This window comes from Roseobacter denitrificans OCh 114, from assembly GCF_000014045.1.
Classification (GTDB): Bacteria; Pseudomonadota; Alphaproteobacteria; order Rhodobacterales; family Rhodobacteraceae; genus Roseobacter; species Roseobacter denitrificans.
In genome coordinates this window covers 2,908,975-2,932,364 of the sequence record NC_008209.1, presented here as the reverse complement: position 1 = coordinate 2,932,364, position 23,390 = coordinate 2,908,975, and the positions used below count along the sequence as shown (strand labels likewise).

Sequence of the window (23,390 nt, the reverse complement as noted above, 5' to 3'; positions counted from 1 at the left end):
GGCAGCTCAATCAAAAAATATCCACATTACCGCTAGTATCGATCTCGGTGGCTTTACGAGAAGTTCCTAATATCGACTTGGTCGAACTCAACTTCAGATTTGTTGAGGCGACCGCATCATTGGAAATTTGGATCGGTGCATGAGTTGTTTGCTGCGCGAGCAGTTGGAGGAGAATAGCGCAATCCTCCAGAGACTGGCGTGTGAAGTCCAGCGACTGAATCCTAGTTATGGATACTCCTTCGCTGTTTTCTTTATCGATCAGCATGTTTCCAAGTTCTTCTTCTACTTCAAAAACCCTGGCTGCCAAGAAATCCAGATGATTGCATAGTCTTCGTAAAACTGTTGATACCTCTATTGGGTGCGGTGTGTACTCCATTTACAGTCTCCCGACGACTGCCTCGATACAGTTTCGTAAACCGCTTGGTTCAAAAGGTTTTTTAAGATAATTGTTCATCCCGAGTTTTTTCCCGTGATCGATGATTTGTTGTTCCGCGCGACCTGTAATAAGTATGAAGCCCACACCTTTTGTTTTTGGAGAGCCGCGCAGTTGATGCAATAACTGCAGTCCGTCCATTTCAGGCATGTTGTAATCAGATATGACCAAGTGGACAGGATGTGTCGTTATAGACTTCAGGGCATCGCGACCATTTTCGGCCGTGGTTACGTTTCGCACGCCAAAAGCATCCAAAGCTTGCGTAATAAGCCCGCGACTGGTCGACATATCATCCACAACCAAAATTCGAATCTGATCCCTTAGAGACATTTGTTTTCCTCACGCGCTAACTCTTCGTGTGCTTTTTTGTGTCGATAGGTTGTTGGGCCTTGGTTCGCGAAACCTGCTAAGTCCGGGTCTGAAATGCGCTCGGAATGACCTAAAAAGAGATATCCGTCTGGCTTTAGTTGATTTTTGAACCGCGGCCAAAGCGAGTTTTGCGTGACTGCATCAAAATAGATGATCACGTTTCGACAGAAAATAACATCCATTTGCCGCTTCATGGGCCAATCAGACAACAAGTTGAGTTCCTTAAAAGTCACTCTTGATTTGATCGAGCTCTTGGCCTGAAAAGATGGTTCACTGTCGTTTTTACACTCAGTGAAGTACTTTTTTAATCTGTCCGGGCTCACTCCAGACAACAGCCTTTGCGGGTATACTCCTTTAGATGCGAAGTCCACGACCTTTTGATCAATGTCTGTTGCAAGTACTCTAAAGTCGAGCTCCGCTATTTCTGGATAACGATCAAGAGTAGCCATAACAATTGAATACGCTTCCTGCCCGTTTGAGCATCCGGCAGACCAAACTCTAAAACGACCACCCTGACGTAGATAATCGATCTTTGCTGGTAAAATCTTATCTTGCAGGATGTCAAAGTGATGCTGTTCACGGAAAAAGTGTGAAACGTTTGTTGTTAAGGCGGAAATCATCTCGCGCCGCTCCGAAACGCCACTTTCTGAACAAACAAATTGTGCATAACTTGGGAAGGTGTCGATGCCAACTGCCTTAAGGCGATGTCGTAGCCGCGACTGTATCATCGACATTTTTTCCGCGACAAGCTGCAGGCCACTCTCCTTGTAAGCAAGTTCTGCGATAGACTTGAAACTGGCCTCATCTAAACCAGCGCTTTCCATCTTTTCGACCATTATGCAGCACTGCTTTGTTCTTTTGAAACGATTGTGGACAAGTCCAAGACACGTATCATTCTCTCGTTTATCAAAGTGAGCGCGCTGACCACATTTTGGCTCGCGCTCGGTTGCATTTCCGGGGGAGGCTGTAAGTCATCAACCGTCAACGCAATGATGTCAGAAACGGCGTCAACAAGCAGTCCGGTCATGCTTTCCTCGTGGTTCACGACGATAATGACGTTTCGATCAGTGTGCTCCCTCGGGCTTAGGCCCAATCGTTGCGCTAAATCCATGACAGGTAGTACTGTACCACGCAGGTTTATCACTCCCTTCATATAGCTGGGAGCATGAGGTAAGGGTGTTGTTCTGGTCCAACCGCGAATTTCTCTTACAGACATGATATCCAGGGAGTATTCTTGGTCTGCGAGCTGGAACGTCAGGAGTTCCAGAGTCTCCGGCGTATCTTTTTCACTCATGATGTTGCTCCTGATACAGTAGAACTATGCCCAGATATGTTTGAGCCGATTGCGTTTGTGATAATGTCTGACGTGTCCAAAATCAGAGCGATCTGGCCATCTCCGAGAATAGTAGCGGCGGCTATCCCAGGGGCGCGATAGAAGCTGTCATCCAAACCCTTGATGACGACTTGTCTCTGGTCCTGTATGCTATCGATTATGAGAGCAGCGCGGCTTTCGTCTTCATGTGCGATCAAAAGGACGACTGACCCTTCGTAGTCATCAATGGGGCCCCGGTATCCCAGTTCTTCGCCTAGATCGAAAAGAGGCACAAAGCCACTTCTTACCCTGACAACGTTTGCGCCGGGGCGGACCATCTCAACATCATCATTACTGAGTGTTAGCGTTTCAATCACCACATTCAGGGGGAGGACAAGGGTCTCATCTGCAACCTGAACAACCATTCCGTCCAAGACGGCCAGAGTAAGTGGCAAAGATATTGAAAAAGTAGTGCCTGAACCCGGTGTCGACGAAATCGTGATGCGGCCGCCCAGAGCTTGAATCGCGGTTCGTACAACGTCCATCCCCACGCCACGACCTGAAAGGTCTGACACAACTGACGCCGTCGAAAACCCCGGCAGGAACAGCAAGTTGTCAATTTCACTTTCAGACAACGATGCGTCTTTGGGGATCAACCCTTTGTCGATAGCAATTTGCAAAACCTTTGGGCGGTTAATGCCAGCCCCATCATCGGCAACTTCTATCACCACCCGTCCGGATCTGTGTGCAGCCGTAAGTTTAACCTGGCCTTGGGCTGGTTTGCCAGCCGCAAGCCTCGCGTCTGTTGTCTCCAGGCCATGATCAACTGCATTCCTGATCATATGCGTAAGAGGATCGGCCAGACGCTCGATAACTGTCTTATCGACTTCGGTTCCCTCGCCATTGGTGACAAGGCGGACGTCTTTATCAACGGCGGCCGATGACTCTCGAACGATTCTCGACATGCGTTGAAAGAGGGATTTAACCGGCTGCGCGCGGATCATCATCACGCTGTCCTGGATGTCACGGGTCAGTCGCTGAAACTCTTCCAGCCCGTTCATTGCGTCTGAGTGCGGAGATAACCCCGAGCTTTCAAGGCTCTGCGAGAGCATCGCCTGATTGATTACCAATTCGCCAACAAGGTTCACCAAACGTTCAATTCTGTCGAGATCCACTCGAACGACTGATTTCGCCGGTGCAGCCGGGGTGGGTGTTTTCTGTTCGGCTTTCTGTGGTGCCACGACCTTTTCTGTTGCTTCTGGGGCTGGTTTGGAGAGTTCCGCAATGGGGTCGGGTTCCGAAACTTCTTCCACCTTGGCAGCCGGTGTGGTCAATTCACTGATCGGGTCCGCGTCGGCGGTGCTGTCTTCAGAGCCGTTCTGTTCTTCCTGCGTGTCTTCATCGTCGACACTCTTGATGTCCAAGAGACAAAGTCCCTCTACAAATTCAAATGCTGCCGAGATTTCAGCTTCTTCAACATCCGTTGTAAGCTCAATGTGCCATGACAGATATGCATTTTCGGGGGCGAGGCTCGCCAGTTCAGGTACCTGATCCGTTTTGCACGTAACTTTACACTCACCCATTTCATCCAGTGCGCGCAGGATTTGAAAAGGTTCGTTTCCTGTTTCGTAAAGCTCATTCTCCGGTTTAAATGTAATCTCATATCTGGAGCTTCTTGGGCCTTCGTCTTCATCAAAAGTCAACGGCGGCAACAGGTCGAGAGCATCCCCCTCATCGGCATCACCCAAATCGAGATCAAACGATAAAGCGGCAGGTTGAAAGTCAATTTCCTCTTCGACTTCCTCTTCTTCGGGTATCGCGCCGTTTTCGCCTAGCAACTCATCCAACAGTGCAAGGAGCTTGGAGGTTTCATCCTCCGGAAGCGTGCCGGCGTCACGGCTGATGCGCACGAGATCAGAGAGATGATCCGAGCATTGAAAAAACAATTTGAGCGCATTCGCATCCGCGACCATGCGCCCAGCTCGGATTTCATCAAGCACCGTCTCGAACCGATGCGCAAATCGGACAAGCGCTTCCAGACCAAATGCCCCGGCACCGCCTTTGATGGAGTGAACCGCTCTGAACACAACGTTGATGGTTTCAGGATCACCCGCGCCGTCATTGAGAGCTTCGAGACCATCCTGCAGCGCTTCCAGTAGTTCTTCGCATTCAATGAAGAAAGACGCTCGGATTTCCGCCATAGGATCATTTGAATCAGTCATTTCAGCCTCTTACCCGGCAACCATTTGGAGCGCTTTGACCAGCTTGTTGGGGTCAAACGGCTTCACGATCCATCCGGTGGCACCAGCACCGCGCGCGCGCGCCTTCAGCTCAGGTGCAGCCTCAGTCGTCAGCACGAGGATGGGCGTGGCGCGGTGTTTGTCTTGTTCGCGTACGGCGTCAATGAAACCGAAACCGTCCATGCGCGGCATGTTGATGTCGGTGATAATCGCATCGGGCTCAAGCCCTTCGAGCACCTCAATGCCGTGGATGCCGTCGTCAGCGGTATGGACAGTGAAGCCCGCGGGTACGAGGGCCAAACGGATCATGTCACGCATCGTGCGACTGTCGTCTACGGCAAGAATTTCGAGTGTCATGGACGCCCCCTTGTGATGGATTCTGGTGTCATACCCATCACGCGCATCTGATCGAGCACCCGATCTGACGCGTTGGTGATGGTAATTTTGCGATCTTCAGATTGCGCAGTCACGGCGGCGGATATCATCGCCTGCATGCATAGAGCCCCAAAGTGCTTAACCTCGGTGAGGTCGAGGACGACCTCCTTGTCCTTGCAATCGCGTAGGGTTGCGGTCAGACCGGATGCTGCGGCCAGATCCAATTTGGGACCTAAAACAATTGGTTCGCTCATTCTATCCCCGCAATCGTGCTGGTTTTCGACATGTACATACCGGTCTCCAAATTAGCGCATTTCTGATATGTCCTTCGTTTTAGAGGCCAGTCCGTTAAAACGGCGTTACTAGCGGGAATTTTAGGTGTGAAATAAGCGAAATTGGTTCGCCGGACATGACAGATCTTTGTTTTTAAACAAAAAAACCCCCGGCGATGTCATCGACGGGGGTTCCAGAATTGTCTGCTCAAAAAGCCAATCACGCGCGACGGCGCCGCCCACCCGTGCGCGCCGCACGTCCGCGACCTTCCTGGCCCGGCTTGGGGGCTTCCTTGTTAAACGCGATCCAGGCGCCCCCGTGCGGGTCATTGTTGGTCAGGAAATTCGCCGCACGGATGGCCTCCATCTCTTTTCCGGGCCGCGGTCGGGTCGAACCCAAACCGGTCAGTTGGCAAAAGGTCTCAAGGTCCATGTCTTCGGGAAACACAACACCTGCCGCGGCCAGTTCCATCTTCTTGGCTTCGATTCGGGCTGCGGAAACGGGCAGGGCGACGGGATTCATAATGGCAGAGGTCATGCCAGCACCCATCGCCATTGGCAAAAACGCGTTGTTGATGCCGTGACGGTTGGGCAAGCCAAAGCTGATGTTGGATGCGCCGCAGGTCGTGTTGACACCCAATTCCTCGCGCAGCCGACGCACCAGCGTGAATACCTGATGCCCTGCGGTGGCCATCGCTCCGATTGGCATCACGAGGGGGTCAACCACGATGTCATGCGCCGGGATGCCGAAATCAGCGGCACGTTCGACGATCTTTTTGGCGACGGCAAATCGTACGTCCGGATCCTCCGAAATGCCGGTATCGTCGTTCGAAATAGCTACGACAGGCACATTATACTTCTTGACCAGCGGCAAGACCACTTCCAGCCGTTCTTCCTCGCCGGTGACCGAATTTAGCAAGGGGCGACCCTCGGCCGCTTCGAGACCTGATTCGAGCGCACCGGGTACGGAACTGTCGATGCAAAGCGGCACATCAACGATGGCCTGCACGCGCAGGACCAACTCGCGCATCAAGGGCGGTTCGACAAAGTTGTTGTCCGCATAGCGGGTATCTTCGGCCATCTTGTTGGAAAAGACAGCGCCCGAATTGATGTCCAGCACCGTCGCCCCGGCCGCGACCTGCGCCATGGCATCGGCCTCGACAGTGGAAAAGTCGCCTGCTTCCAGTTCAAGCGCGAGTTTCTTGCGCCCTGTCGGGTTGATGCGTTCCCCGATCACGCAAAAGGGCTGATCGAACCCGATGATCGCAGTCTTGGTTTTTGATTCGACGATGGTCTTTGTCATCAGGAATAAGTCCTTGGATCAGGCGTTTGCCGGTTTTGCGGAGGAGCCGCCGTTTTCGATGGCCCAGTTGGCGTTCGTCTTGATCCCGCCGAGTGGAAAGAAATGAACGTTCGTGATGTTGAAGTCAGGATTCGCGGCCTTGTGGGCGGCCAATTGCGCAACGACATCCGTCGGCTCATAAGGCAGCAAGAGTTTTGTGACATCCATCGCGCGCTTCTGCAGCACCTTCAGCGAGGGGCCAACGCCGCAGGCAATCGCAAACTTGATCAGCGTTTGCAGCTTGGCCGGACCGGCAATGCCAATGTGAACGGGCAGGGTGATCCCTTCGGCGGCGATGGTGTCGGCCCATGCGATGATGGGTTTGGCGTCAAAGGCAAATTGCGTCGCGATGGCCAACTGCGCATCCGTGCGGGATTGAAAATCGTTTTTCCAGCGCAGCGCGGCGGATACGTTTTTCATCGACCCATCGGTGTCAATATCGCGGTTGCCCTCGGGGTGGCCCGCAACATGCAGGCGTTTGAACCCGGCCTCATCAAACAGACCCGTTTCCATCAACTGCATGGAGCTGTCAAAGTCCCCGAGCGGCTTCTCGACACCGCCTGCCAGCAGCAGCGCCTGATGTACATTCGCCTCGCCCTGATACCGGGCAATCCAGTCCTTGAGGGTGGCGCGGTCCCTGATGATGCGGGCCGGGAAATGTGGCATTACTGCGAACCCGTCGTCATTCAGACGTTTCGCGGTTGCGACCATCTCCTCAATGGGCGTTCCTTCGATATGGGCGATATATACGCGGGTGCCTTCGGGCAGCAGGGCGCGGAAATCATCCACTTTCTCGGCGGTGCGCGGCATGACTTCGATCGAGTAATCCTGCAAAAACGCCTCGACATCCGGATTGACGGAAGGCGAGGCTGGCGCAACTTTGCGCTTGAAATTCAACAAGGCCACGAGGCGTTCCTTTCGGGACAAGAGTGTGTCTATCAGGCGTGGCAGGCTCAGGCCCAACCATCGTTATCAATCAGCGCCTTGAGGCGCGCACGGTCAAATTCAGCATCTAGTCGGGCAGCTTCTGCATCTGCGATTTCATCCGGTGTTCCCGGCATCTCCACAGGTGCAGCTTTGCGCCACTGTGCAAGATAGGCATCCGTATCGCCCGCGCCAACCTTCATGGCCGCACGATCAATCGCCTGCTCGAAACGTTCTGGCAGCGGTCGTTTTGACCCGCGACGTCCCTTTCCCACAATCACCTGAGCGGGGATGTCGCGCCAATATACAATCGTGACTTCGGGCATCGTGATTCCTACCTGTTGTGCACCCTGTCTAACGGGGCGGTTTGCGCGGATAGGGGTGAATTTCGACAAAATAGGCCCTGTCCGCGACGCGGGCGGTGGTATCAATGCCAATTCAACCGATGACAGGCTCCTGCGCTGCTCTGCCCCCACGGTAAACATCCGACCTTCTCGGCGACGCTCGGCGCGAAAACCACATGAAAGCGCGCGCCCGTGCTTGCGCAGCAGACGCACAGCCGTTAGCGTAAACCCAACTCGAAATGAAAGGCGCAACCCATGGCGCCACAGCGTCACAAAGGTGCGGGCGCGCTCAAAAGTAAGACGGCTCTGAGCCCCGCGCCAGTTCCGCCCCGGTCAAGTGAGCTTTTCGCAGCCCTTGATCTGGGTACAAATAGTTGCCGCATGCTGATTGCGCAGCCGGAAGGCAGCGGCTTTCATGTGGTCGACAGTTTTTCCAAATCGGTGCAACTGGGCGCCGGTCTGGAGAAAACCGGGCGGTTGTCGCGCGGATCCATGACGCGCACCATTCAGGCATTGCGCGTGTGTCAGCAGAAACTGAAGCGCAACAAGGTGCGGTACATGCGTCTGGTCGCGACCGAAGCCTGTCGCCGCGCGCAAAACGCGGATGAATTCATCCGCCGTGTGCAGCGCGAAACGGGGCTGCGGCTGGATATCATCAAGGCGCAGGAAGAGGCGCAACTGGCCGTGATCTCCTGTGCGCCGCTGGTCAGTCGCTCGACCGAGAACCTGCTGGTGGTGGATATTGGCGGTGGGTCGACGGAACTGGTCTGGATTGACCTCAAGGACGTGCCCAAGAACGAGCGGGCGCGCTCGATCATGCATCTCAATGCAGGCTTTGCCCGTGGGCTGGGGGATGTGCCCGCAGCGCGTGTGGTTGACTGGATTTCTGTGCCTTTGGGCGTTGCGACCCTGCGCGATCAATTCAGTGATGTGGATGATGATGCGGCGCGCTTTGCGCTGATGAGCTGGTTTTTCGAGGAAAACCTGTCAGATTTCGCACCCTATCACGACACGCAGCCGCAGGAGAAATTCCAGATCGTCGGCACCTCGGGCACGGTGACGACCGTTGCAGCGAGCCACCTCGGGCTGAAACGCTATGACCGCAAGAAAGTGGATGGTCTGCATATGACAACGGATCAGATTGACCGTGTCATCCGATCCTATCTGGCGCTGGGGCCGGACGGGCGGCGTGCCGATCCGCGCATCGGTGCGGATCGCCATGCGCTGATCATGTCGGGGGCGGCGATCCTTCAGGCTTTGATGCGCTGCTGGCCAACGGATCGGTTGTCGGTGGCGGATCGTGGCCTGCGCGAAGGGCTGCTTTATGCGCAGATGAGTGCGCAGGGTGTGTTGGAAGACGGGGCGTTCTGATGGCGAAAAAACCGGGCAGTCAAAATACATCGGGGCGCGGGCAGCGTGATCTGAAGGTCAAGGTCAAGACCGCGCGCGGGCGCAAGCTGAGTTCAACGCGCTGGCTTCAGCGTCAGTTGAACGACCCATATGTAAAACGCGCCCGCAGTGAGGGGTATCGCGGGCGGGCGGCCTATAAGATACTGGAGTTGGATGACAGGTTCCGGTTTCTGGTGCCGGGTGCGCGTGTGGTGGATCTGGGCTGTGCGCCCGGTGGCTGGTGTCAGGTGGCGGTCAAGCGCGTGAATGCGCTGGGAGAGCGGACAAGCAAGGCGCAGGGCAGCGTTCTGGGGGTTGATCTGCAGGAGATGGAGCCGATCGCGGGCGCGACGCTCTATCAGCTGGATTTCATGGCCGATGACGCGGATGAACAGGTGCGCGTCTGGTTGGGTGGCAAGGCCGATGTGGTGATGTCCGATATGGCCGCGTCAAGCTCGGGGCACAAGCAGACGGACCATTTGCGCATCATAGCGCTATGCGAAGCGGCGGCATATTTTGCATTTGATGTTCTGGAGGAGGGCGGCACCTTTGTCGCGAAAGTGCTCGCAGGTGGGGCGGAAGGTGAGTTGCAAAAGCTGCTGAAGCAACGGTTTGCAAAGGTTGCCAACATCAAACCCCCGGCCTCCCGGCAGGACAGTTCGGAGAAATTTGTCGTCGCAACTGGCTTTCGCGCTAAAGCCTGAGCAATTTTTACCTCGTATTAAAGTCAAGCTGCTTAGCATGTGCCAGAAGCCGTGCCATTTCGGCCGGTCGTATCTTAATGAGGGAACCCGAACATGTTTCGTACCATTTTGCTGTCCGCCCCCATGGTTGTCGCAGCCAGTCTTGCTCACGCAGTTGACGCACCGCCCGCCATGCGCGCCTTTGTAGAGGCTGATATCATGAGCTGGGCACAATCCGCGCAGGTCATCAGCGCAATCCAATCTCAGAATGCCGAAACAGCTGGCAGTTCAGAAGCGCAGATCATCGAATGGGACACCGCCTGGCGCGCTGAGGTCGGGCAAGCAGACCAGCCCCTGATCAGCAGTGTCATGGGCCGTGATCTCTCCGCCTTTCTTGGGGAGCAGGTTGCAGCGTCGGGCGGCCGCATCACCGAAATATTCGTCATGGATGCTTTGGGCCTGAACGTCGCCGCGAGTGATATCACTTCTGATTACTGGCAGGGTGATGAGGCAAAGTTCACCGAGACATATGGCGTCGGGTCCGGCGCAGTCTTTGTGGATGCGATTGAATTTGACGAGAGCACACAAAGCTATCAAGGCCAGATCTCCGTGACGATTTCCGATCCGGCGACCGGCGAAGCCGTTGGTGCCATGACGATTGGCCTGAACGCGGAAGCCTTTTTCTAAAAAACTTCGTTGCAGGCTCCCACAACGCGGCGGGTCTGCAACACAATCGCTGCGAACGCGCATCGTGGACGCATGCCGTATCGCGAAACACGAGAAGCATCGGATGTCACCTGTCGCGTTCAACCTCAGATTGAAATGGCGAGCAAGCGCTGCATGAGTAACTTGGAACGCTGTAGTGCGACTGACGAATTACCCGAAACATCACGTAGCGCGTTGCAGTCTCTCAGGCAGAGTTATGTGATCGAAGTTATTCGCATGACGCCTTGACGCATTAAATCTTGGATTGCAGGCATCAGTGTGTGGTTGAGTTTTCTCGCATCACGCTTTGGCGGAATTGTTTTCGCGCTGACGTTCTGAATGCTTGCCCGGCGCAGAGCTGGCATGCCGGCGTCTTGTCAGGGGCATCGTCTTTTGCTGCCGGCGTGCATTCGGCCTGCGATTTTTGAAGGGGGCAGCCAGAAGCCTGTCAGGCAGCCGCGATGCGGCACCCGGACCTTTCAATTTTCAATAGCAGGGAAACAGCGCCAAGGCGGGCTGGTTTTACGACTCGGTGATTTAGCTGCGAAACGGGCTAAACAACGGCAATAAATGATTTGCTGTATCGCGCTTCTGCCCGTTAAGCTGGCGCGCATAGATATTTACAGACGTGCGCACGGGGGTGCGTTCTATCGAAAAGACATTGTTCAAGTTTATTTGGCGCCACTCGAAACGCGACCAGTTTGTTCTTTTGGCAGTGACACTGACACTGTTTCCGTTCCTGTATCTGACATTGGAATTGCCCAAGCGGATCATAAACGACGCCATTGGGTCTCAGACATCGGTGATTTCCGTTGCTGGTCTCGAACTCAGTCAGATCCAGTTTCTTTGGCTGTTATGCGCGGCATTCCTGTTGTCAGTGCTGCTGCATGGCTTGCTGAAAATGCGGATCAACACCATGAAAGGTGTGCTGTCCGAGCGGATGCTGCGTCGGCTGCGATACGGGTTGATCGCGCGCATGCTGCGCTTTCCCAAACCATATTTTCGACGCACATCGCAAGGCGAATTGGTCGCGATGATCACCGGCGAGACCGAACCCATGGGCGGGCTGATGGGGGACGCCTTGGCGCAACCGGTTTTACAGGCCGGGCAAATGCTGACCATTCTGGCGTTTCTGTTTTTGCAAAGCGTGTGGTTTGGTTTGGCCGCGGTCGCTTTGATCCCGCTACAGGCTTGGATCATCCCGAAACTGCAGCGCCAGATCAACTTGATGAACAAGGCCCGGATCAAGGAGGTGCGCGCGCTTGCCGCGTTGATTGGTGAGACGGCAAATGGTGCGGGTGATCTGCGTGAGAACGGCGGGTGGCGGTATCGTCTGGCGCTGGTCACGCAGCGCTTGGGGGTCGTCTATGCGATCCGCTTCCGTATCTACCAGAAGAAGTTTTTCATGAAGTTCATCAATAACTTCATCACGCAACTCACGCCTTTCTTCTTTTTTGCAGTCGGTGGGTATCTGGTTATTCAGGGGGCCGTATCGCTTGGTGCTCTGGTCGCGGCTTTGGCGGCGTATAAAGACCTCAGCTCTCCCTGGAAGGAGCTTCTGGCCTACTACAACCAGACGCAGGATATGAGCCTGCGGTGGGAAACCGTCATCGACAAGTTCTCACCCACCGGCGTCATTGATGAATCGTTGCTAGGCGAACAGCCCGCCACCGATGTGCGTCTGAACGGCAATCTGGCCTTGAAAGACGTAAGTGTGATGGATGTGGACGGAAATATGGTTCTGGAAGCCATTACACTGCATGCCCCTGCCGGCGCATTGGTGGGAATCGAGGCGCAAAGTGAGGAAGACCGCCAAGCCCTTGCGGATGTGCTGACCAGAGAGGTCGTGCCCCTTTCCGGCACCATCCATGTCAACAGTCATGAGATGCGCAAGCTCCATCAGGCGACGCTCGCACGACGGATCGGGCATGCAACGTCTGATCCTGCATTGTTCCGTGGCTCATTTGGCGACAACGTGATGATGTCCCTGTTCCAGCCCGGATCGCAAAAGCCGACGGACGCGCAAAATCATGCAATCACCGAAGCCGTCGCCTCCGGGAACAGTGCGGATTTGGCCGATACCGATTGGATTGATCCCGTTCAGGCGGGGGAGGCCGACCAAGACGCGTTGCGTGGCTGGTGGCTCACGCTGATTGACGCAATTGGATCTGATGGGCCGATATATCGCAAATCCCTCGACCAGATTGTTACAGCTGAGGTTTCTGCGGATTTACAGCAAAAACTGATCACATGCCGCCCAAGGGTCTGGGCCGCCCTGCAGGAAGCCGCTTTGGACAAATACGTCCACCGCTTTGATCCACAGACCTACAACCCGGCCCTACCTGTAACCAACAACCTGATTTTTGCCACGCTCAGACAGGCGATGACGCAAGATCAGATGGCACAGCAGACTGTTTTCTTTGACTTGCTGCGCCGTCTTGATCTGGAAAGCGGTCTTTTGTCGCTTGCCAGGGACGTCATCGAATTGCTGGCCCAGATTTTCGGTCAGGACGGAACCGAGCACCCTTTGTTTCGCAAACTTGGCCTTGAGCCTGCGTTTTTTGACAAGGCTGTCCAAGTCATCGCAGTGGCCAAGGACAAACCGCTGGACCGTTTGCCCGCCGCAGACAAAGCCGTTCTGATGACCATTCCGGCACAGATAACGGCCGAACAGATCGGGCCTGCTTTTACCGATGAGATGAAGCGGCAGATCGTGGCACAACGGGTGGAAAATCGCGAAAAATTCATGGCGACGCTGGGGGATCTTTATGCGCCCCTTGATCCGTCGCGCGTGGCAGAGGGCGTATCCGTCCTTGAGAACGCGCTTTTTGGAAAGCTGTCTGAGGGTGCCGGCGCACGGGCGGATGATGTGCGGCGGCGCGTGTCCGAGGTGCTGGAGGAAGAGGGGCTGAAACCGGCGGTCATTGATCTCATCTATGACATGCCGCTTGATTTGAACGGGTCGAACCTGCCTGCGGTATTTGCGGAGGCGCTGGCGGTGATGCGTGCCGCGATCAAGCGCCCCGATATCCTGATCATGGAACAGACACTTGCCAGCTATGATATGGAGTTGCGCGTCGCGGCGCATAAAAACCTGCGCAGACTGCTGCCTGACACCACGATGATCTATATTTCGGATCGTTTTGAAGATGCAGAGAAATTTGATGTTCATCTCAAGGTCGTGCAAGGGCGTATGCAGGCGGCTGACCCTGTCGATAACACGCCCGAGGATTCCGCCGCTCGCGCCGATTTGCAACGTAAACTGCGGGCGCTCGAAGCGACCGATCTGTTTTCGGGCCTTGACCGTCGCCAGTTGCGCCTGCTTGCCTTCGGAGCCAAGTGGTTTGAGGCCGATGCAGGGGATACGATTTTCAATAAAGGCGACGAGCCTACGGATGGTGCCTATATGGTTCTGTCTGGCGAAGCCGTTCTGGTGAAACCCGATGATGATGGGCCTGAGGCGATGATTGCGACGGTCGTGCCGGGCAAGCTGGTGGGGGAATTGGGCCTCATCCGCAATGAGCCGCGCGCGCTCACGATGCGGGCAAAAACCGACGTATTGGCGTTGCGCATTGGTGCAGAAGAGTTTCTGGCGGTTGTGGAAAATGACGCGGCCACCGCATTCAGGCTTCTGCAGGTCGTGGCGGGATACGCAGGATAAGCGCTTTCCTGAAGCGCTGCGGTGTTTCTGTTGGTTCTCGGGGCCTCGCGAGCGCGGTGTCTGGCTACGTGGCATACCTTTGAATGAAGCATTGGCACCAGGATGTTTTCTCAGGCCGATCAGCCTTTGGACTTTATCGGTGCGCAGCCTCTTGCACCTTGGCTGCGACGCACATAGAACAGCGGAAATTTTGATATCCGCGTCTGTCTGGCGCGCCTTACCCTATGGAGCACATATGCAGGTCACCGAGACGCTGAATGAAGGTTTGAAACGCGGCTATGCCATCAAGGTCACCGCGGCTGAACTGGATGCCAAGGTCAACGAGAAGCTGGCAGAAGCCCAGCCCGAAGTCGAAATGAAGGGCTTTCGCAAAGGCAAGGTGCCGATGGCGCTGCTGAAAAAGCAGTTTGGCCAAAAGGTCATGGGCGAAGCAATGCAGGAAAGCATTGATGGTGCGATGAACGACCATTTCACGTCGTCCGGGGATCGCCCTGCCATGCAGCCCGAGGTCAAGATGACCAACGAGAACTGGAAAGAGGGTGACGACATCGAGGTGTCGATGTCCTACGAGGCGCTTCCCGATATCCCCGATGTTGATTTTTCAGCGATTGAGCTTGAGAGAATGACCGTCAAGGCGGATGACGCCGCGATTGACGAAGCGCTGGGCAGTCTCGCAGAAACCGCACAGAATTTCGAGAACCGCAAGAAGGGTTCGAAGGCGAAAGACGGCGACCAGATCGTCATGGACTTCCTCGGCAAGGTCGACGGTGAGGCCTTTGACGGCGGTGCGGCGGAGGATTACCCGCTGGTGCTCGGGTCAAATTCCTTCATTCCGGGTTTCGAGGAGCAGCTTGTGGGCGTCAAGGCCGGGGAAGAGAAAGCGGTCACCGTGACCTTCCCCGAGAATTACCAGGCGGAAAACCTTGCCGGCAAAGAAGCCGTGTTCGAATGCACTGTCAAAGAGGTCAAGAAACCCGTTCCGGCGGAAATCGATGACGAGTTGGCCAAGAAGTTCGGCGCCGAAGACCTCGCGGCCCTGAAGGGTCAGATCGCAGAGCGTCTGGAGGCGGAATATGCCGGTGCCGCACGCGCGATCATGAAGCGTTCCCTGCTGGATGCCCTTGATGACATCGTCGACTTTGACTTGCCGCCATCACTGGTCAGCGCAGAAGCCGGCCAAATTGCGCACCAACTCTGGCATGAGGAAAACCCGGATGTGCAGGGACACGATCATCCGGAAATCACGCCGACCGAAGAACACACCAAGCTCGCGGAGCGCCGCGTGCGTCTTGGGTTGTTGCTGGCCGATATCGGCCAGAAGGCCAAGGTCGAAGTGACGGATGCGGAGATGAGCCAGGCGATCATGAACCAGGCGCGCCAGTACCCCGGTCAGGAGCGTCAGTTCTTTGAGTTCGTGCAGCAAAACCAGCAGATGCAGCAGCAGATGCGTGCCCCGATCTTCGAAGACAAGGTCGTCGATCACGTGTTCGCAGGTGCAAAAGTCACCGAAAAGGAAGTGTCCAAGGACGATCTGCAGAAAGCTGTCGAAGCGCTTGAAGAAGAGTAAAACACGCGATTTGCGTTGATTGATGAGACCGGTGTCAGAAATGACGCCGGTTTTTTCAATTTTACCGTCGTGATTTGAAATTCATTCAGTTTAAGGTTGAACGCACCAATCATTTGATTTGAACAGAGGTGCGCAATGACAAAGAAACTGATGGCCGAATTTTTCGGCACGTTTTGGCTGGTGTTCGGTGGTTGCGGCAGTGCCGTTCTGGCCGCCGGTGTGGCTGATGTGGGTATTGGCTGGCTCGGGGTGAGCCTCGCATTTGGCCTGACGGTGATGACGATGGCCTATACGGTGGGTCATATTTCGGGCGGTCATTTCAATCCGGCGGTGTCGCTCGGTCTGCTGATCGGGGGACGATTTGATGGCAAGGATCTCTTGCCTTATTGGGCAGCCCAGGTGGCCGGTGCTGCCCTCGCAGCCGCGGTCTTGTTCATGATCGTATCTGGCGGCGCCAGGTTTGAAGGGGTTGGTGGCTTTGCCTCAAACGGGTATGCCGAGGCCTCGCCGCAGGGGTATTCACTGATCTCTGTTTTGGTTGTCGAGATTGTGCTGACCGCATTTTTCCTGATTATCATCCTCGGTTCCACGTCTTCAGGTGCACCGGCTGGCTTTGCGCCCATTGCCATTGGTCTGGGATTGACCTTGATCCACCTGATTTCGATCCCGGTCTCCAATACATCGGTCAACCCGGCCCGCTCAACAGGTGTTGCGCTGTTTGCCGAAGGTCCCGCCGTGACGCAGCTTTGGCTGTTTTGGGTGGCTCCCTTGATCGGCGCAGCGATCGGCGCGGCGATCTGGAAGCTCATGACCACCGACGATTGACACCCGCGCAGAGGATCACGGCCTCCGCCGATCGCAGGGGAGGCCGTGCAACAGTCAGGCGGATGACGCCAGTTCGTTCGCCATTTCGTGGTTCCGGTCCCGGTGGCCCGCTTCGTCAGCGCGCACGGCCACGATGACTTCCCGCAGGCGTGCGTCGGCGGGCAGCTTCCAGTAGTCAATGGCGATCTGCGGGGCTTCTATGTTTGGAACCCGGCCTGCATCGACTTCTTCGAGGTATTGCGTGTAGCTGATGACCGCTTCTTCTTCGAGGTAGGCGACGACCCGGTGGGCCGTGCGGGGCGCAAAGAGATAGAGCAGAAAATAGAGGTTAAAGAACACCCCTTGCCCTGCGATGATCAGATAGCGCTCCAACCTGCTGGGTTCTGCGACCTTGATGAATGTCATCAGATGCATACGCTCATTTTCCGCTTCATCCAGCAGTTCGCGCACCCATCCTTCGTCATCGCGCAGTCGGCGCAGGGCTTTGAGATGCTGCAACATACCGCCGACCATACCCGGAACCGCCGCGACCGTTTCCAGCACGACAGCGCGGTGCCCGTAGCGTTTCGCAAAGAACTTATCTGCAAAAATCCGCATGAATTTGACCAGCCGCAGCGCAAAGCGATCGCGCAAGTCGGTGGGTGGTGTGTGGTGGATCAAGGCGTCTGGGTCTTCAGCCGTTGATATGTTGTGCATCAATTCCTCCTGTTTCTGTCAGAAAAGATGATGTCGTCGGAAGGCGAAACAAGGTATTGCGTCATTTTGCGCAAATACATGGTGTTTCTGGTGTTTTCAGTGCCGGGATTTCGGCGCGGGCTTGGGCGCAAAAAACGCGCCATGCGCAAGGCCGCATGGAAGGGCTAAAGCGTCATGCGAAAAACCTCGATCACGCAACGCGGCCTGAAATCAAGGATTGCAACGCGTTAAGTGATGTTTCGGGTATTTCGCCAGACGCTCTGGTTCTGTCGTTGCCCCAAGAAAAAAGGCCGGGAGCGGTTCCCGGCCTTTCAATGTCGATAGGATGACGGGTTACGCCTTGGCGCTGTCGTCTTCCTCGCTTGGCTCTGCAGGTGCCACACCGGCAGTTTCTGCGAGTTCTTCGTCTTCGGAAGCTGCGGCGCCGATATCGTCAAACAGTTCCTGAATTTCGAATTCAGCGGCTGCTTCTTCCTCGGCGGCGAGTTCCTGAATGGACTTGCCGGATGCCTGCAGTTCGGCTTCTTCGACGGAACGCGCGACATTCAAGTGGATCGTTGCGTCCACTTCAGGGTGCAGAACAACCTGAACGGCGTGCAGACCCAGTTCCTTGATCGGGGAGAGCACGACCTGCTTGCGGTCCACGGTAAAGCCCGCTTCGGTTGCAGCCTCGGCTGCGTCACGGGTGGTGACCGACCCGTAAAGTGCGCCAGAATCGGACGCCGAGCGAATCACGATGAACTGTTGTCCATCAAGCTTGGCCGCGAGCGCCTCGGCTTCTTTCCTGGTCTCAAGGTTACGGGCCTCAAGCTGCGCTTTCTGCTGCTCGAAAGCCTCGATGTTGGCTTTGGACGCCGACAGCGCCTTGCCCTGCGGCAACAGAAAGTTGCGTGCATAACCGGGTTTGACGTCTACGACTTCGCCCATCTGGCCGAGCTTTGCGACACGTTCGAGAAGGATAACTTGCATGATGTTCTCCTTACTTCACGGCGTAGGGCAGAAGGGCCAGAAAGCGGGCGCGTTTGATGGCACGGGCCAGCTCACGTTGCTTTTTGGCGGAAACTGCGGTGATACGGGAAGGGACGATCTTGCCCCGCTCAGAGATGTAGCGCTGCAACAGACGGGTGTCTTTGTAGTCGATCTTCGGCGCGTTGTCGCCCGAGAAGGGGCAGACCTTGCGGCGGCGGAAAAATGGTTTGCTGGCCATGGTTTATGTCCTTATCCTAATGTCGATCAACGACGTTCGCGGCGGTCGCCACGTTCTTCGCGCTTTTGCATCTGAACCGATGGCAGTTCCGCGTGTTCATCAACCTTGATCGTCAAAACGCGCATCACATCATCATGCAGACGCATCAAGCGCTCCATCTCGTGGACAGCCGGTGCAGGCGCATCAGAGCGCAGGAATGCATAGTGACCCTTGCGGTTCTTGTTGATCTTGTAGGCCATCGTTTTGACGCCCCAGTACTCGTGATCCACGAGTTTGCCGCCGTTGTCGGACAGGACGGTTCCAAAATGTTCGATCAACCCTTCGGCCTGTGTGTTGGACAGGTCCTGACGTGCGATCATAACATGCTCGTATAAAGGCATGTGTCTTCCTTATTTGTATCAGGGCGCATTTCAAAGGCAGGGCGTTTCCCCTTTTGCGGCCCCACCACGAGAGACTGCGCGGTTCAAGTGTTTTGCAAAAGGAAGTGCTGCGTATACACGGTTTTCGGTATGACGCAAGGCTGCGCATGCGCTTGGGATAAGGGGGCGCGGGCGATCCGTTCGTGCCATGCGGCAGGGTGGTTATTTTTGCACGATTTGCGCCGCTTGGGGGTGTTATGTTCGCAGATGCGCATAACCTGTTCGTGAACGGCATTTGTTTTTGGTGCCATCTGCCCCATCTTTTAGGTTCACATCAACACGGAGATATCGGCGATGAAAACTCTCGTTCTTGCGGCGGCGCTTGCTGCTACAGCTTCCTTTGCGTCTGCAGCGGATAAATATGTGCTGGATGCCAGCCACAGCCAGGTTCTGTTCAGCTACAACCACCTCGGGTTCTCGACAACCTTTGGCATGTTCTCTGGTTTCGAAGGGGAAATCATGTTCGACGCGGAAAACCCAGCCGGGTCCAGCGTTTCAGTCTCCATGCCAACGATGAGCATGTTTACCGGTTGGGAAGACCGCGAAGCGCATTTCATGTCGGAGGACTTCTTCGGCGCAACCGAGGATGACATGATTTCCTTCACATCGTCATCCATCGAAGTCACCGGAGAGAACACGGCGAAGATTACAGGTGATCTGACCATGAACGACGTGACCAAGCCTGTGGTGCTGGATGCGGTGTTGAACAAGTCCGGCCCTTACCCTTTCGGCCCCCAGCAAGGGACGCCCACACTGGGCTTTGACGCCACGACCACGCTGCTGCGGTCTGATTTCGAACTCGGTGCTTTTGCGCCTGCGGTGAGCGATGAGGTTACCGTTCAAATCTCGATCGAGGCGCTTCAGGCGGAGTAATCGACCCGTTCGTCCAATCGATCCAAGAGGCCGCGCCATGACAGCGCGGCCTTTTTCATTCAGCCGCCTTCGCTGGCGGTAAGGCTGACGGCGACATCCACGGCAAAGCCCACGGCGCTTTCGTCCTTTTGCGATTCGCCAATTTTGAAATCGCGGCGGTCGATCTGCAACCCCCCCTGCATTGTTGCAACACCGTCGGACACATCGAGCGTGAAGGGCAGGGTGGCGGGCAGCGTGGTGCCCTTGATGGTCAGCGCGCCGATGGCCGCATAGCCCTGTTCGCCCCGCTCGATTGTGGCGTTGAAACTGGCGGTCGGGAACCCTTCGGCGTTGAAGAAATCGCTGCCCATGGCATCGGATGTGACCGACCCCAGCGTCAGGGAGCCGATGGAGACGATCACATCCACCGATCCCGCAGGGCCGCTTTGCACGGTTTCGTCAAAGCTGATCGCCGCTGTCCAGTCGGCAAAGCTGCCGGTCACAGCGGAGCCGAGCTGCTGCACGGTGATTTCAAGGGTGCCATCCTGCACGACCCAGTCCGATTGCACCGCTTCGAGGGCGGCGGCCTGAACACTGCCGTCGTGTTTTTCATATAGACCCAAGCTCGCCCCGGTCGCGACCGCACCACCCCAGATGACCAAGGCAACGGCCAGCGGCAGAACCGTGGCGTGGCCTGCGTTGACTGCGGGCACCTGCGGGGTGCCGGGCAGCATCCGCCGAAGCGTGCTGTCACGGTCGATGAAGTGGTGTTTCAGCGCGCCTGCGGCATGCAGGAAGATCGACACGACCAGCACGCGTTCGAAGACGATGTGCAAGCCTGCCGTAAACCCGGCGAGCGCCTCTGACTTCGGGATCAGCGGCAGGTTCTGGCCCAGGGGCCACCAGATCGGCGCAAACCCGGAGGTCGCGGCGTGGTGCACCCAGCCCGACAGGGGAACCAGCAGCAGTGAGCCATAAAGCAGCCAGTGCACCGATTGCGCTGCAAGACTTTCCACTTTGCGATCAGCGTGCAGCAGGGCGGGTTTGGGTTGGCTGATGGCCCAGATGATGCGCGCCAGCGCCACAAAGAACACTGTCACGCCGAGCGTTTTGTGCAGCGAAAAGTACCATGCCTTGCGCGTGAGTTGTTCCGAAGTCTCATAGGGCAGGTCATTGGCAAAGATGCCAAGCGGTATCAGCGTCAGGATCAGCAGGGCAGTGAGCCAGTGAAATGTCTTGGCTACGCTTCCGTAATGCTGTGTCGTGTTGGAAAGGGTCATCCTGCGTCTCCGGTCGGTGTGCAATTATGAGGAGTGTAGGCGCTTGAGCGGGCAGGGCAATCTGTGGTGATGCACAGGGTTTGCGCAAAGATGTGGCGCAGGCACTGTGCGCGCGGTGCGACTGGCCGTTGCTCTTGGGGTGCGGGCAGGCTAATCGGGAGGCAGTAAAGAAAACCGAAGGGCAGATTTCATGAGCATTGCATTTGTTTTCCCCGGACAGGGCGCGCAGACGGTTGGCATGGGGCGGGCACTGGCCGAAGCCTACCCGGACGCGCAGGCCGTGTTTGATGAGGTGGATGATGCCTTGGGCGAAAAGCTGAGCGCGTTGATCTGGGAGGGCGATATCGAAACGCTGACGCTGACGCAGAATGCGCAACCAGCGTTGATGGCTACGTCCATGGCCGCGATCCGTGCGCTGGCTGCTGAGGGCGTGGGTATGGAGCGCCTTTCATTCGTGGCGGGTCACAGCCTTGGGGAATATTCCGCTTTGGCCGCTGCGGGGACGTTCTCGATTGCGGATACGGCGCGGTTGTTGCGCACACGCGGGCTGGCGATGCAGCGTGCGGTGCCCGTTGGAGAAGGGGCGATGGCGGCTGTGCTGGGGTTGGATTTCGACACGGCGACGGATGTTGCCGCGCGCGCTGCACAAGGGCAGGTATGCCAGATCGCAAATGAGAACGATCCGGCGCAGAACGTGGTGTCGGGGGAAAAGGGCGCCGTTGAACGCGCCATCGTGCTGGCCAAGGAGGCAGGTGCGAAACGCGCGCTTATGCTGCCGGTGTCGGCACCGTTCCACTGTGCCTTGATGGCACCGGCGGCGAAAGAAATGGCGCAGGCGCTGGAAGAGGTCGAGATGTCAGCGCCACAGGTGCCTTTGGTGGCGAATGTGCTGGGAACGGCTGTGGAGGATCCTGCCCGCATCAAGGAATTGCTGATTGATCAGGTGACAGGGCAGGTGCGCTGGAAAACCTCGGTCGAATGGATGGCCGCGCAGGGCGTGACAGAGTTCTGGGAGATCGGCGCGGGCAAGGCCCTCAGCGGGATGATCCGGCGCATCGCAAAAGACAGCGTGTCACGTGCGATTGGCACCCCCGAGGATATCAAAGCGGCAGTGAATGCCTGAAGGGAGAAGAATAGATGTTTGATCTGACAGGAAAGACGGCCCTGATCACCGGCGCCTCGGGCGGTATTGGCGCGGATATCGCGCGCGCGCTTCATGGTGCGGGGGCAACGGTGGGGTTGTCCGGCACGCGCGTGGCACCCCTTGAGGCACTGGCGGCGGAGTTGGGCGAACGAGCGCATGTGCTGCCCTGCAACCTGAGCGATATGGCAGCGGTCGAGGCCTTGCCCAAAGAAGCGGCGGCGGCGATGGGATCGGTGGATATTCTGGTCAATAACGCGGGCATCACGCGCGACAATCTGTTCATGCGGATGTCGGATGAGGAATGGAATTCCGTGATTGATGTCAATCTGACGGCCACCTTCAAGCTGTGCAAAGGCGTCATGCGGGGCATGATGAAGGCGCGCTGGGGCCGCATCATCAACATCTCCAGCATCGTGGGGGCGACGGGAAATCCCGGGCAGGCGAATTATGCAGCCTCCAAGGCGGGTATGGTCGGCATGTCCAAGAGCCTCGCCTATGAGGTCGCAAGCCGTGGCATCACGGTGAACGCCGTGGCACCGGGGTTCATTGAAACGGCGATGACCGACAAGCTGACGGAGGATCAAAAAGCTGCGATCATGGGGCAAATCCCTGCTGGCCGCATGGGGTCTGCGGGCGAGATCGCATCCGGTGTTTTGTATCTGGCCAGCCCCGAAGCCGGCTATGTCACAGGAACGACCTTGCACGTGAACGGCGGTATGGCCATGTTGTAGCACGCGCAGGCGCGCAACCAGAACAAGATGCACAATGCGTTTGCCATCTATGCAGCTTGTGATAAAGGGGGCGCAGAAATCGACGTGATGGTAGCAGTGTTACCGCGTGAAGGCCCGTTCCAGACAGGCATCTTGATGCAGGAACGGGGATCGAGCCGCCCTTTGGGGCATGCGCTTGCGTAACCGGTCAAACCGGAGAGTAAGCAACCGAAAGGGGCCAGTGCTGGCCCGAATGAATGAGGGACTATTATGAGCGACATCGCAGATCGCGTGAAGAAAATCGTTGTGGAGCACCTTGGTGTCGAAGAAGACAAGGTGGTCGAAAGTGCGTCTTTTATTGACGATCTGGGCGCAGACAGCCTTGATACCGTCGAGCTGGTAATGGCCTTCGAAGAAGAGTTCGGCATCGAAATTCCGGATGATGCGGCAGAAACGATCCAGACTTTTGGCGATGCGGTAAAGTTCATCTCCGACGCGTCCTGAGCGATCGGACGGGCGTTTGCCCTGTTTCGCAGCATTAAAAAGCGTCTCTCTTTCGCGGGGAGGCGCTTTTTTCATGGTCGGATTCGCCAGAGGGTTGAAATCTGCGTCATAAATGGGTCTGTTGTAGGGGAGAGGGC

The 23,390-nt window shown here is 56.3% G+C and carries 25 protein-coding genes; 10 read left to right on the top strand and 15 right to left on the bottom strand.

Annotated features, from left to right (window positions below):
- Positions 1–10: 10 nt before the first annotated feature.
- The 10 genes from RD1_RS20985 to RD1_RS14040 all read right to left on the bottom strand — a co-directional run bounded on the left by RD1_RS20985 (position 11) and on the right by RD1_RS14040 (position 7,593).
- Entirely contained in the window at positions 11–376 is a 366-nt protein-coding gene (locus RD1_RS20985) for a hypothetical protein (RefSeq protein ID WP_143090245.1), read from the bottom strand.
- Positions 377–763, bottom strand: coding sequence for a response regulator (locus RD1_RS14080; protein WP_011569190.1), 387 nt, complete (start codon positions 761–763; stop codon positions 377–379). It lies immediately after the preceding gene.
- The gene (locus RD1_RS14075; protein WP_011569189.1) at positions 754–1,638 is read right to left on the bottom strand and encodes a CheR family methyltransferase; all 885 of its coding nucleotides are present in this window, start codon (positions 1,636–1,638) and stop codon (positions 754–756) included. The genes RD1_RS14080 and RD1_RS14075 overlap by 10 nt, the downstream gene beginning before the upstream one ends.
- Positions 1,638–2,096 (bottom strand): chemotaxis protein CheW, encoded by a 459-nt coding sequence (locus RD1_RS14070; protein WP_011569188.1) that lies wholly within the window; start codon positions 2,094–2,096, stop codon positions 1,638–1,640. Before RD1_RS14070 ends, RD1_RS14075 begins: the two co-directional genes overlap by 1 nt.
- Positions 2,093–4,336 (bottom strand): chemotaxis protein CheA, encoded by a 2,244-nt coding sequence (locus RD1_RS14065; RefSeq protein ID WP_050759091.1) that lies wholly within the window; start codon positions 4,334–4,336, stop codon positions 2,093–2,095. Before RD1_RS14065 ends, RD1_RS14070 begins: the two co-directional genes overlap by 4 nt.
- 9 nt (positions 4,337–4,345) lie before the next feature.
- Positions 4,346–4,711 (bottom strand): response regulator, encoded by a 366-nt coding sequence (locus tag RD1_RS14060; RefSeq protein ID WP_011569186.1) that lies wholly within the window; start codon positions 4,709–4,711, stop codon positions 4,346–4,348.
- A complete protein-coding gene (locus RD1_RS14055) occupies positions 4,708–4,983 on the bottom strand; it encodes an STAS domain-containing protein (protein ID WP_044033158.1) in 276 nt (91 codons plus the stop codon). The genes RD1_RS14060 and RD1_RS14055 overlap by 4 nt, the downstream gene beginning before the upstream one ends.
- 238 nt (positions 4,984–5,221) lie before the next feature.
- Complete coding sequence (locus RD1_RS14050; protein ID WP_011569185.1) at positions 5,222–6,304, bottom strand: methyltetrahydrofolate cobalamin methyltransferase; 1,083 nt, start codon at positions 6,302–6,304, stop codon at positions 5,222–5,224.
- An 18-nt stretch (positions 6,305–6,322) separates the two neighbouring features.
- A complete protein-coding gene (locus tag RD1_RS14045) occupies positions 6,323–7,249 on the bottom strand; it encodes a methylenetetrahydrofolate reductase (protein WP_044033157.1) in 927 nt (308 codons plus the stop codon).
- Between the two features lie 47 nt (positions 7,250–7,296).
- Positions 7,297–7,593 (bottom strand): virulence factor, encoded by a 297-nt coding sequence (locus tag RD1_RS14040; RefSeq protein WP_011569183.1) that lies wholly within the window; start codon positions 7,591–7,593, stop codon positions 7,297–7,299.
- A 273-nt stretch (positions 7,594–7,866) separates the two neighbouring features.
- On the opposite strand from RD1_RS14040, the gene RD1_RS14035 reads away from it, so the two are divergent.
- The 6 genes from RD1_RS14035 to aqpZ all read left to right on the top strand — a co-directional run bounded on the left by RD1_RS14035 (position 7,867) and on the right by aqpZ (position 16,441).
- Positions 7,867–8,982 carry a Ppx/GppA phosphatase family protein gene (locus RD1_RS14035; protein ID WP_011569182.1) on the top strand — a complete coding sequence of 372 codons (1,116 nt, stop codon included), beginning with the start codon at positions 7,867–7,869 and terminating at the stop codon, positions 8,980–8,982.
- Complete coding sequence (locus tag RD1_RS14030) at positions 8,982–9,704, top strand: RlmE family RNA methyltransferase (protein WP_011569181.1); 723 nt, start codon at positions 8,982–8,984, stop codon at positions 9,702–9,704. The genes RD1_RS14035 and RD1_RS14030 overlap by 1 nt, the downstream gene beginning before the upstream one ends.
- A gap of 93 nt (positions 9,705–9,797) precedes the next feature.
- On the top strand, positions 9,798–10,370 hold the full coding sequence (locus tag RD1_RS14025; protein ID WP_011569180.1) for a hypothetical protein: 573 nt from the start codon (positions 9,798–9,800) through the stop codon (positions 10,368–10,370).
- Between the two features lie 733 nt (positions 10,371–11,103).
- Entirely contained in the window at positions 11,104–14,049 is a 2,946-nt protein-coding gene (locus RD1_RS14015; RefSeq protein WP_245897290.1) for a cyclic nucleotide-binding domain-containing protein, read from the top strand.
- A 235-nt stretch (positions 14,050–14,284) separates the two neighbouring features.
- Complete coding sequence (gene tig / locus RD1_RS14010; RefSeq protein WP_011569178.1) at positions 14,285–15,616, top strand: trigger factor; 1,332 nt, start codon at positions 14,285–14,287, stop codon at positions 15,614–15,616.
- A 135-nt stretch (positions 15,617–15,751) separates the two neighbouring features.
- A complete protein-coding gene (aqpZ, locus tag RD1_RS14005) occupies positions 15,752–16,441 on the top strand; it encodes an aquaporin Z (RefSeq protein ID WP_011569177.1) in 690 nt (229 codons plus the stop codon).
- A gap of 54 nt (positions 16,442–16,495) precedes the next feature.
- On the opposite strand, the gene RD1_RS14000 is transcribed toward aqpZ, so the two are convergent.
- The 4 genes from RD1_RS14000 to rpsF all read right to left on the bottom strand — a co-directional run bounded on the left by RD1_RS14000 (position 16,496) and on the right by rpsF (position 18,724).
- Positions 16,496–17,137: an alternative oxidase gene (locus RD1_RS14000; RefSeq protein ID WP_011569176.1), complete on the bottom strand. Its 642-nt coding sequence runs from the start codon at positions 17,135–17,137 to the stop codon at positions 16,496–16,498.
- A 333-nt stretch (positions 17,138–17,470) separates the two neighbouring features.
- Positions 17,471–18,106, bottom strand: a complete 636-nt coding sequence (rplI, locus tag RD1_RS13995; RefSeq protein WP_011569174.1) for a 50S ribosomal protein L9 — start codon at positions 18,104–18,106, stop codon at positions 17,471–17,473.
- 10 nt (positions 18,107–18,116) lie between these two features.
- A complete protein-coding gene (rpsR, locus tag RD1_RS13990; RefSeq protein WP_011569173.1) occupies positions 18,117–18,344 on the bottom strand; it encodes a 30S ribosomal protein S18 in 228 nt (75 codons plus the stop codon).
- Between the two features lie 26 nt (positions 18,345–18,370).
- The gene (rpsF, locus tag RD1_RS13985; RefSeq protein ID WP_011569172.1) at positions 18,371–18,724 is read right to left on the bottom strand and encodes a 30S ribosomal protein S6; all 354 of its coding nucleotides are present in this window, start codon (positions 18,722–18,724) and stop codon (positions 18,371–18,373) included.
- 333 nt (positions 18,725–19,057) lie between these two features.
- On the opposite strand from rpsF, the gene RD1_RS13980 reads away from it, so the two are divergent.
- On the top strand, positions 19,058–19,636 hold the full coding sequence (locus RD1_RS13980; protein WP_011569171.1) for a YceI family protein: 579 nt from the start codon (positions 19,058–19,060) through the stop codon (positions 19,634–19,636).
- 59 nt (positions 19,637–19,695) lie between these two features.
- On the opposite strand, the gene RD1_RS13975 is transcribed toward RD1_RS13980, so the two are convergent.
- The gene (locus RD1_RS13975) at positions 19,696–20,895 is read right to left on the bottom strand and encodes a cytochrome b/b6 domain-containing protein (RefSeq protein WP_011569170.1); all 1,200 of its coding nucleotides are present in this window, start codon (positions 20,893–20,895) and stop codon (positions 19,696–19,698) included.
- 190 nt (positions 20,896–21,085) lie between these two features.
- On the opposite strand from RD1_RS13975, the gene fabD reads away from it, so the two are divergent.
- From fabD to RD1_RS13960, 3 genes are all read left to right on the top strand, one after another.
- Complete coding sequence (fabD, locus tag RD1_RS13970; RefSeq protein WP_011569169.1) at positions 21,086–22,018, top strand: ACP S-malonyltransferase; 933 nt, start codon at positions 21,086–21,088, stop codon at positions 22,016–22,018.
- 14 nt (positions 22,019–22,032) lie between these two features.
- On the top strand, positions 22,033–22,770 hold the full coding sequence (gene fabG / locus RD1_RS13965) for a 3-oxoacyl-[acyl-carrier-protein] reductase (RefSeq protein WP_011569168.1): 738 nt from the start codon (positions 22,033–22,035) through the stop codon (positions 22,768–22,770).
- Between the two features lie 249 nt (positions 22,771–23,019).
- Complete coding sequence (locus RD1_RS13960; protein ID WP_011569167.1) at positions 23,020–23,253, top strand: acyl carrier protein; 234 nt, start codon at positions 23,020–23,022, stop codon at positions 23,251–23,253.
- Positions 23,254–23,390 lie beyond the last annotated feature (137 nt).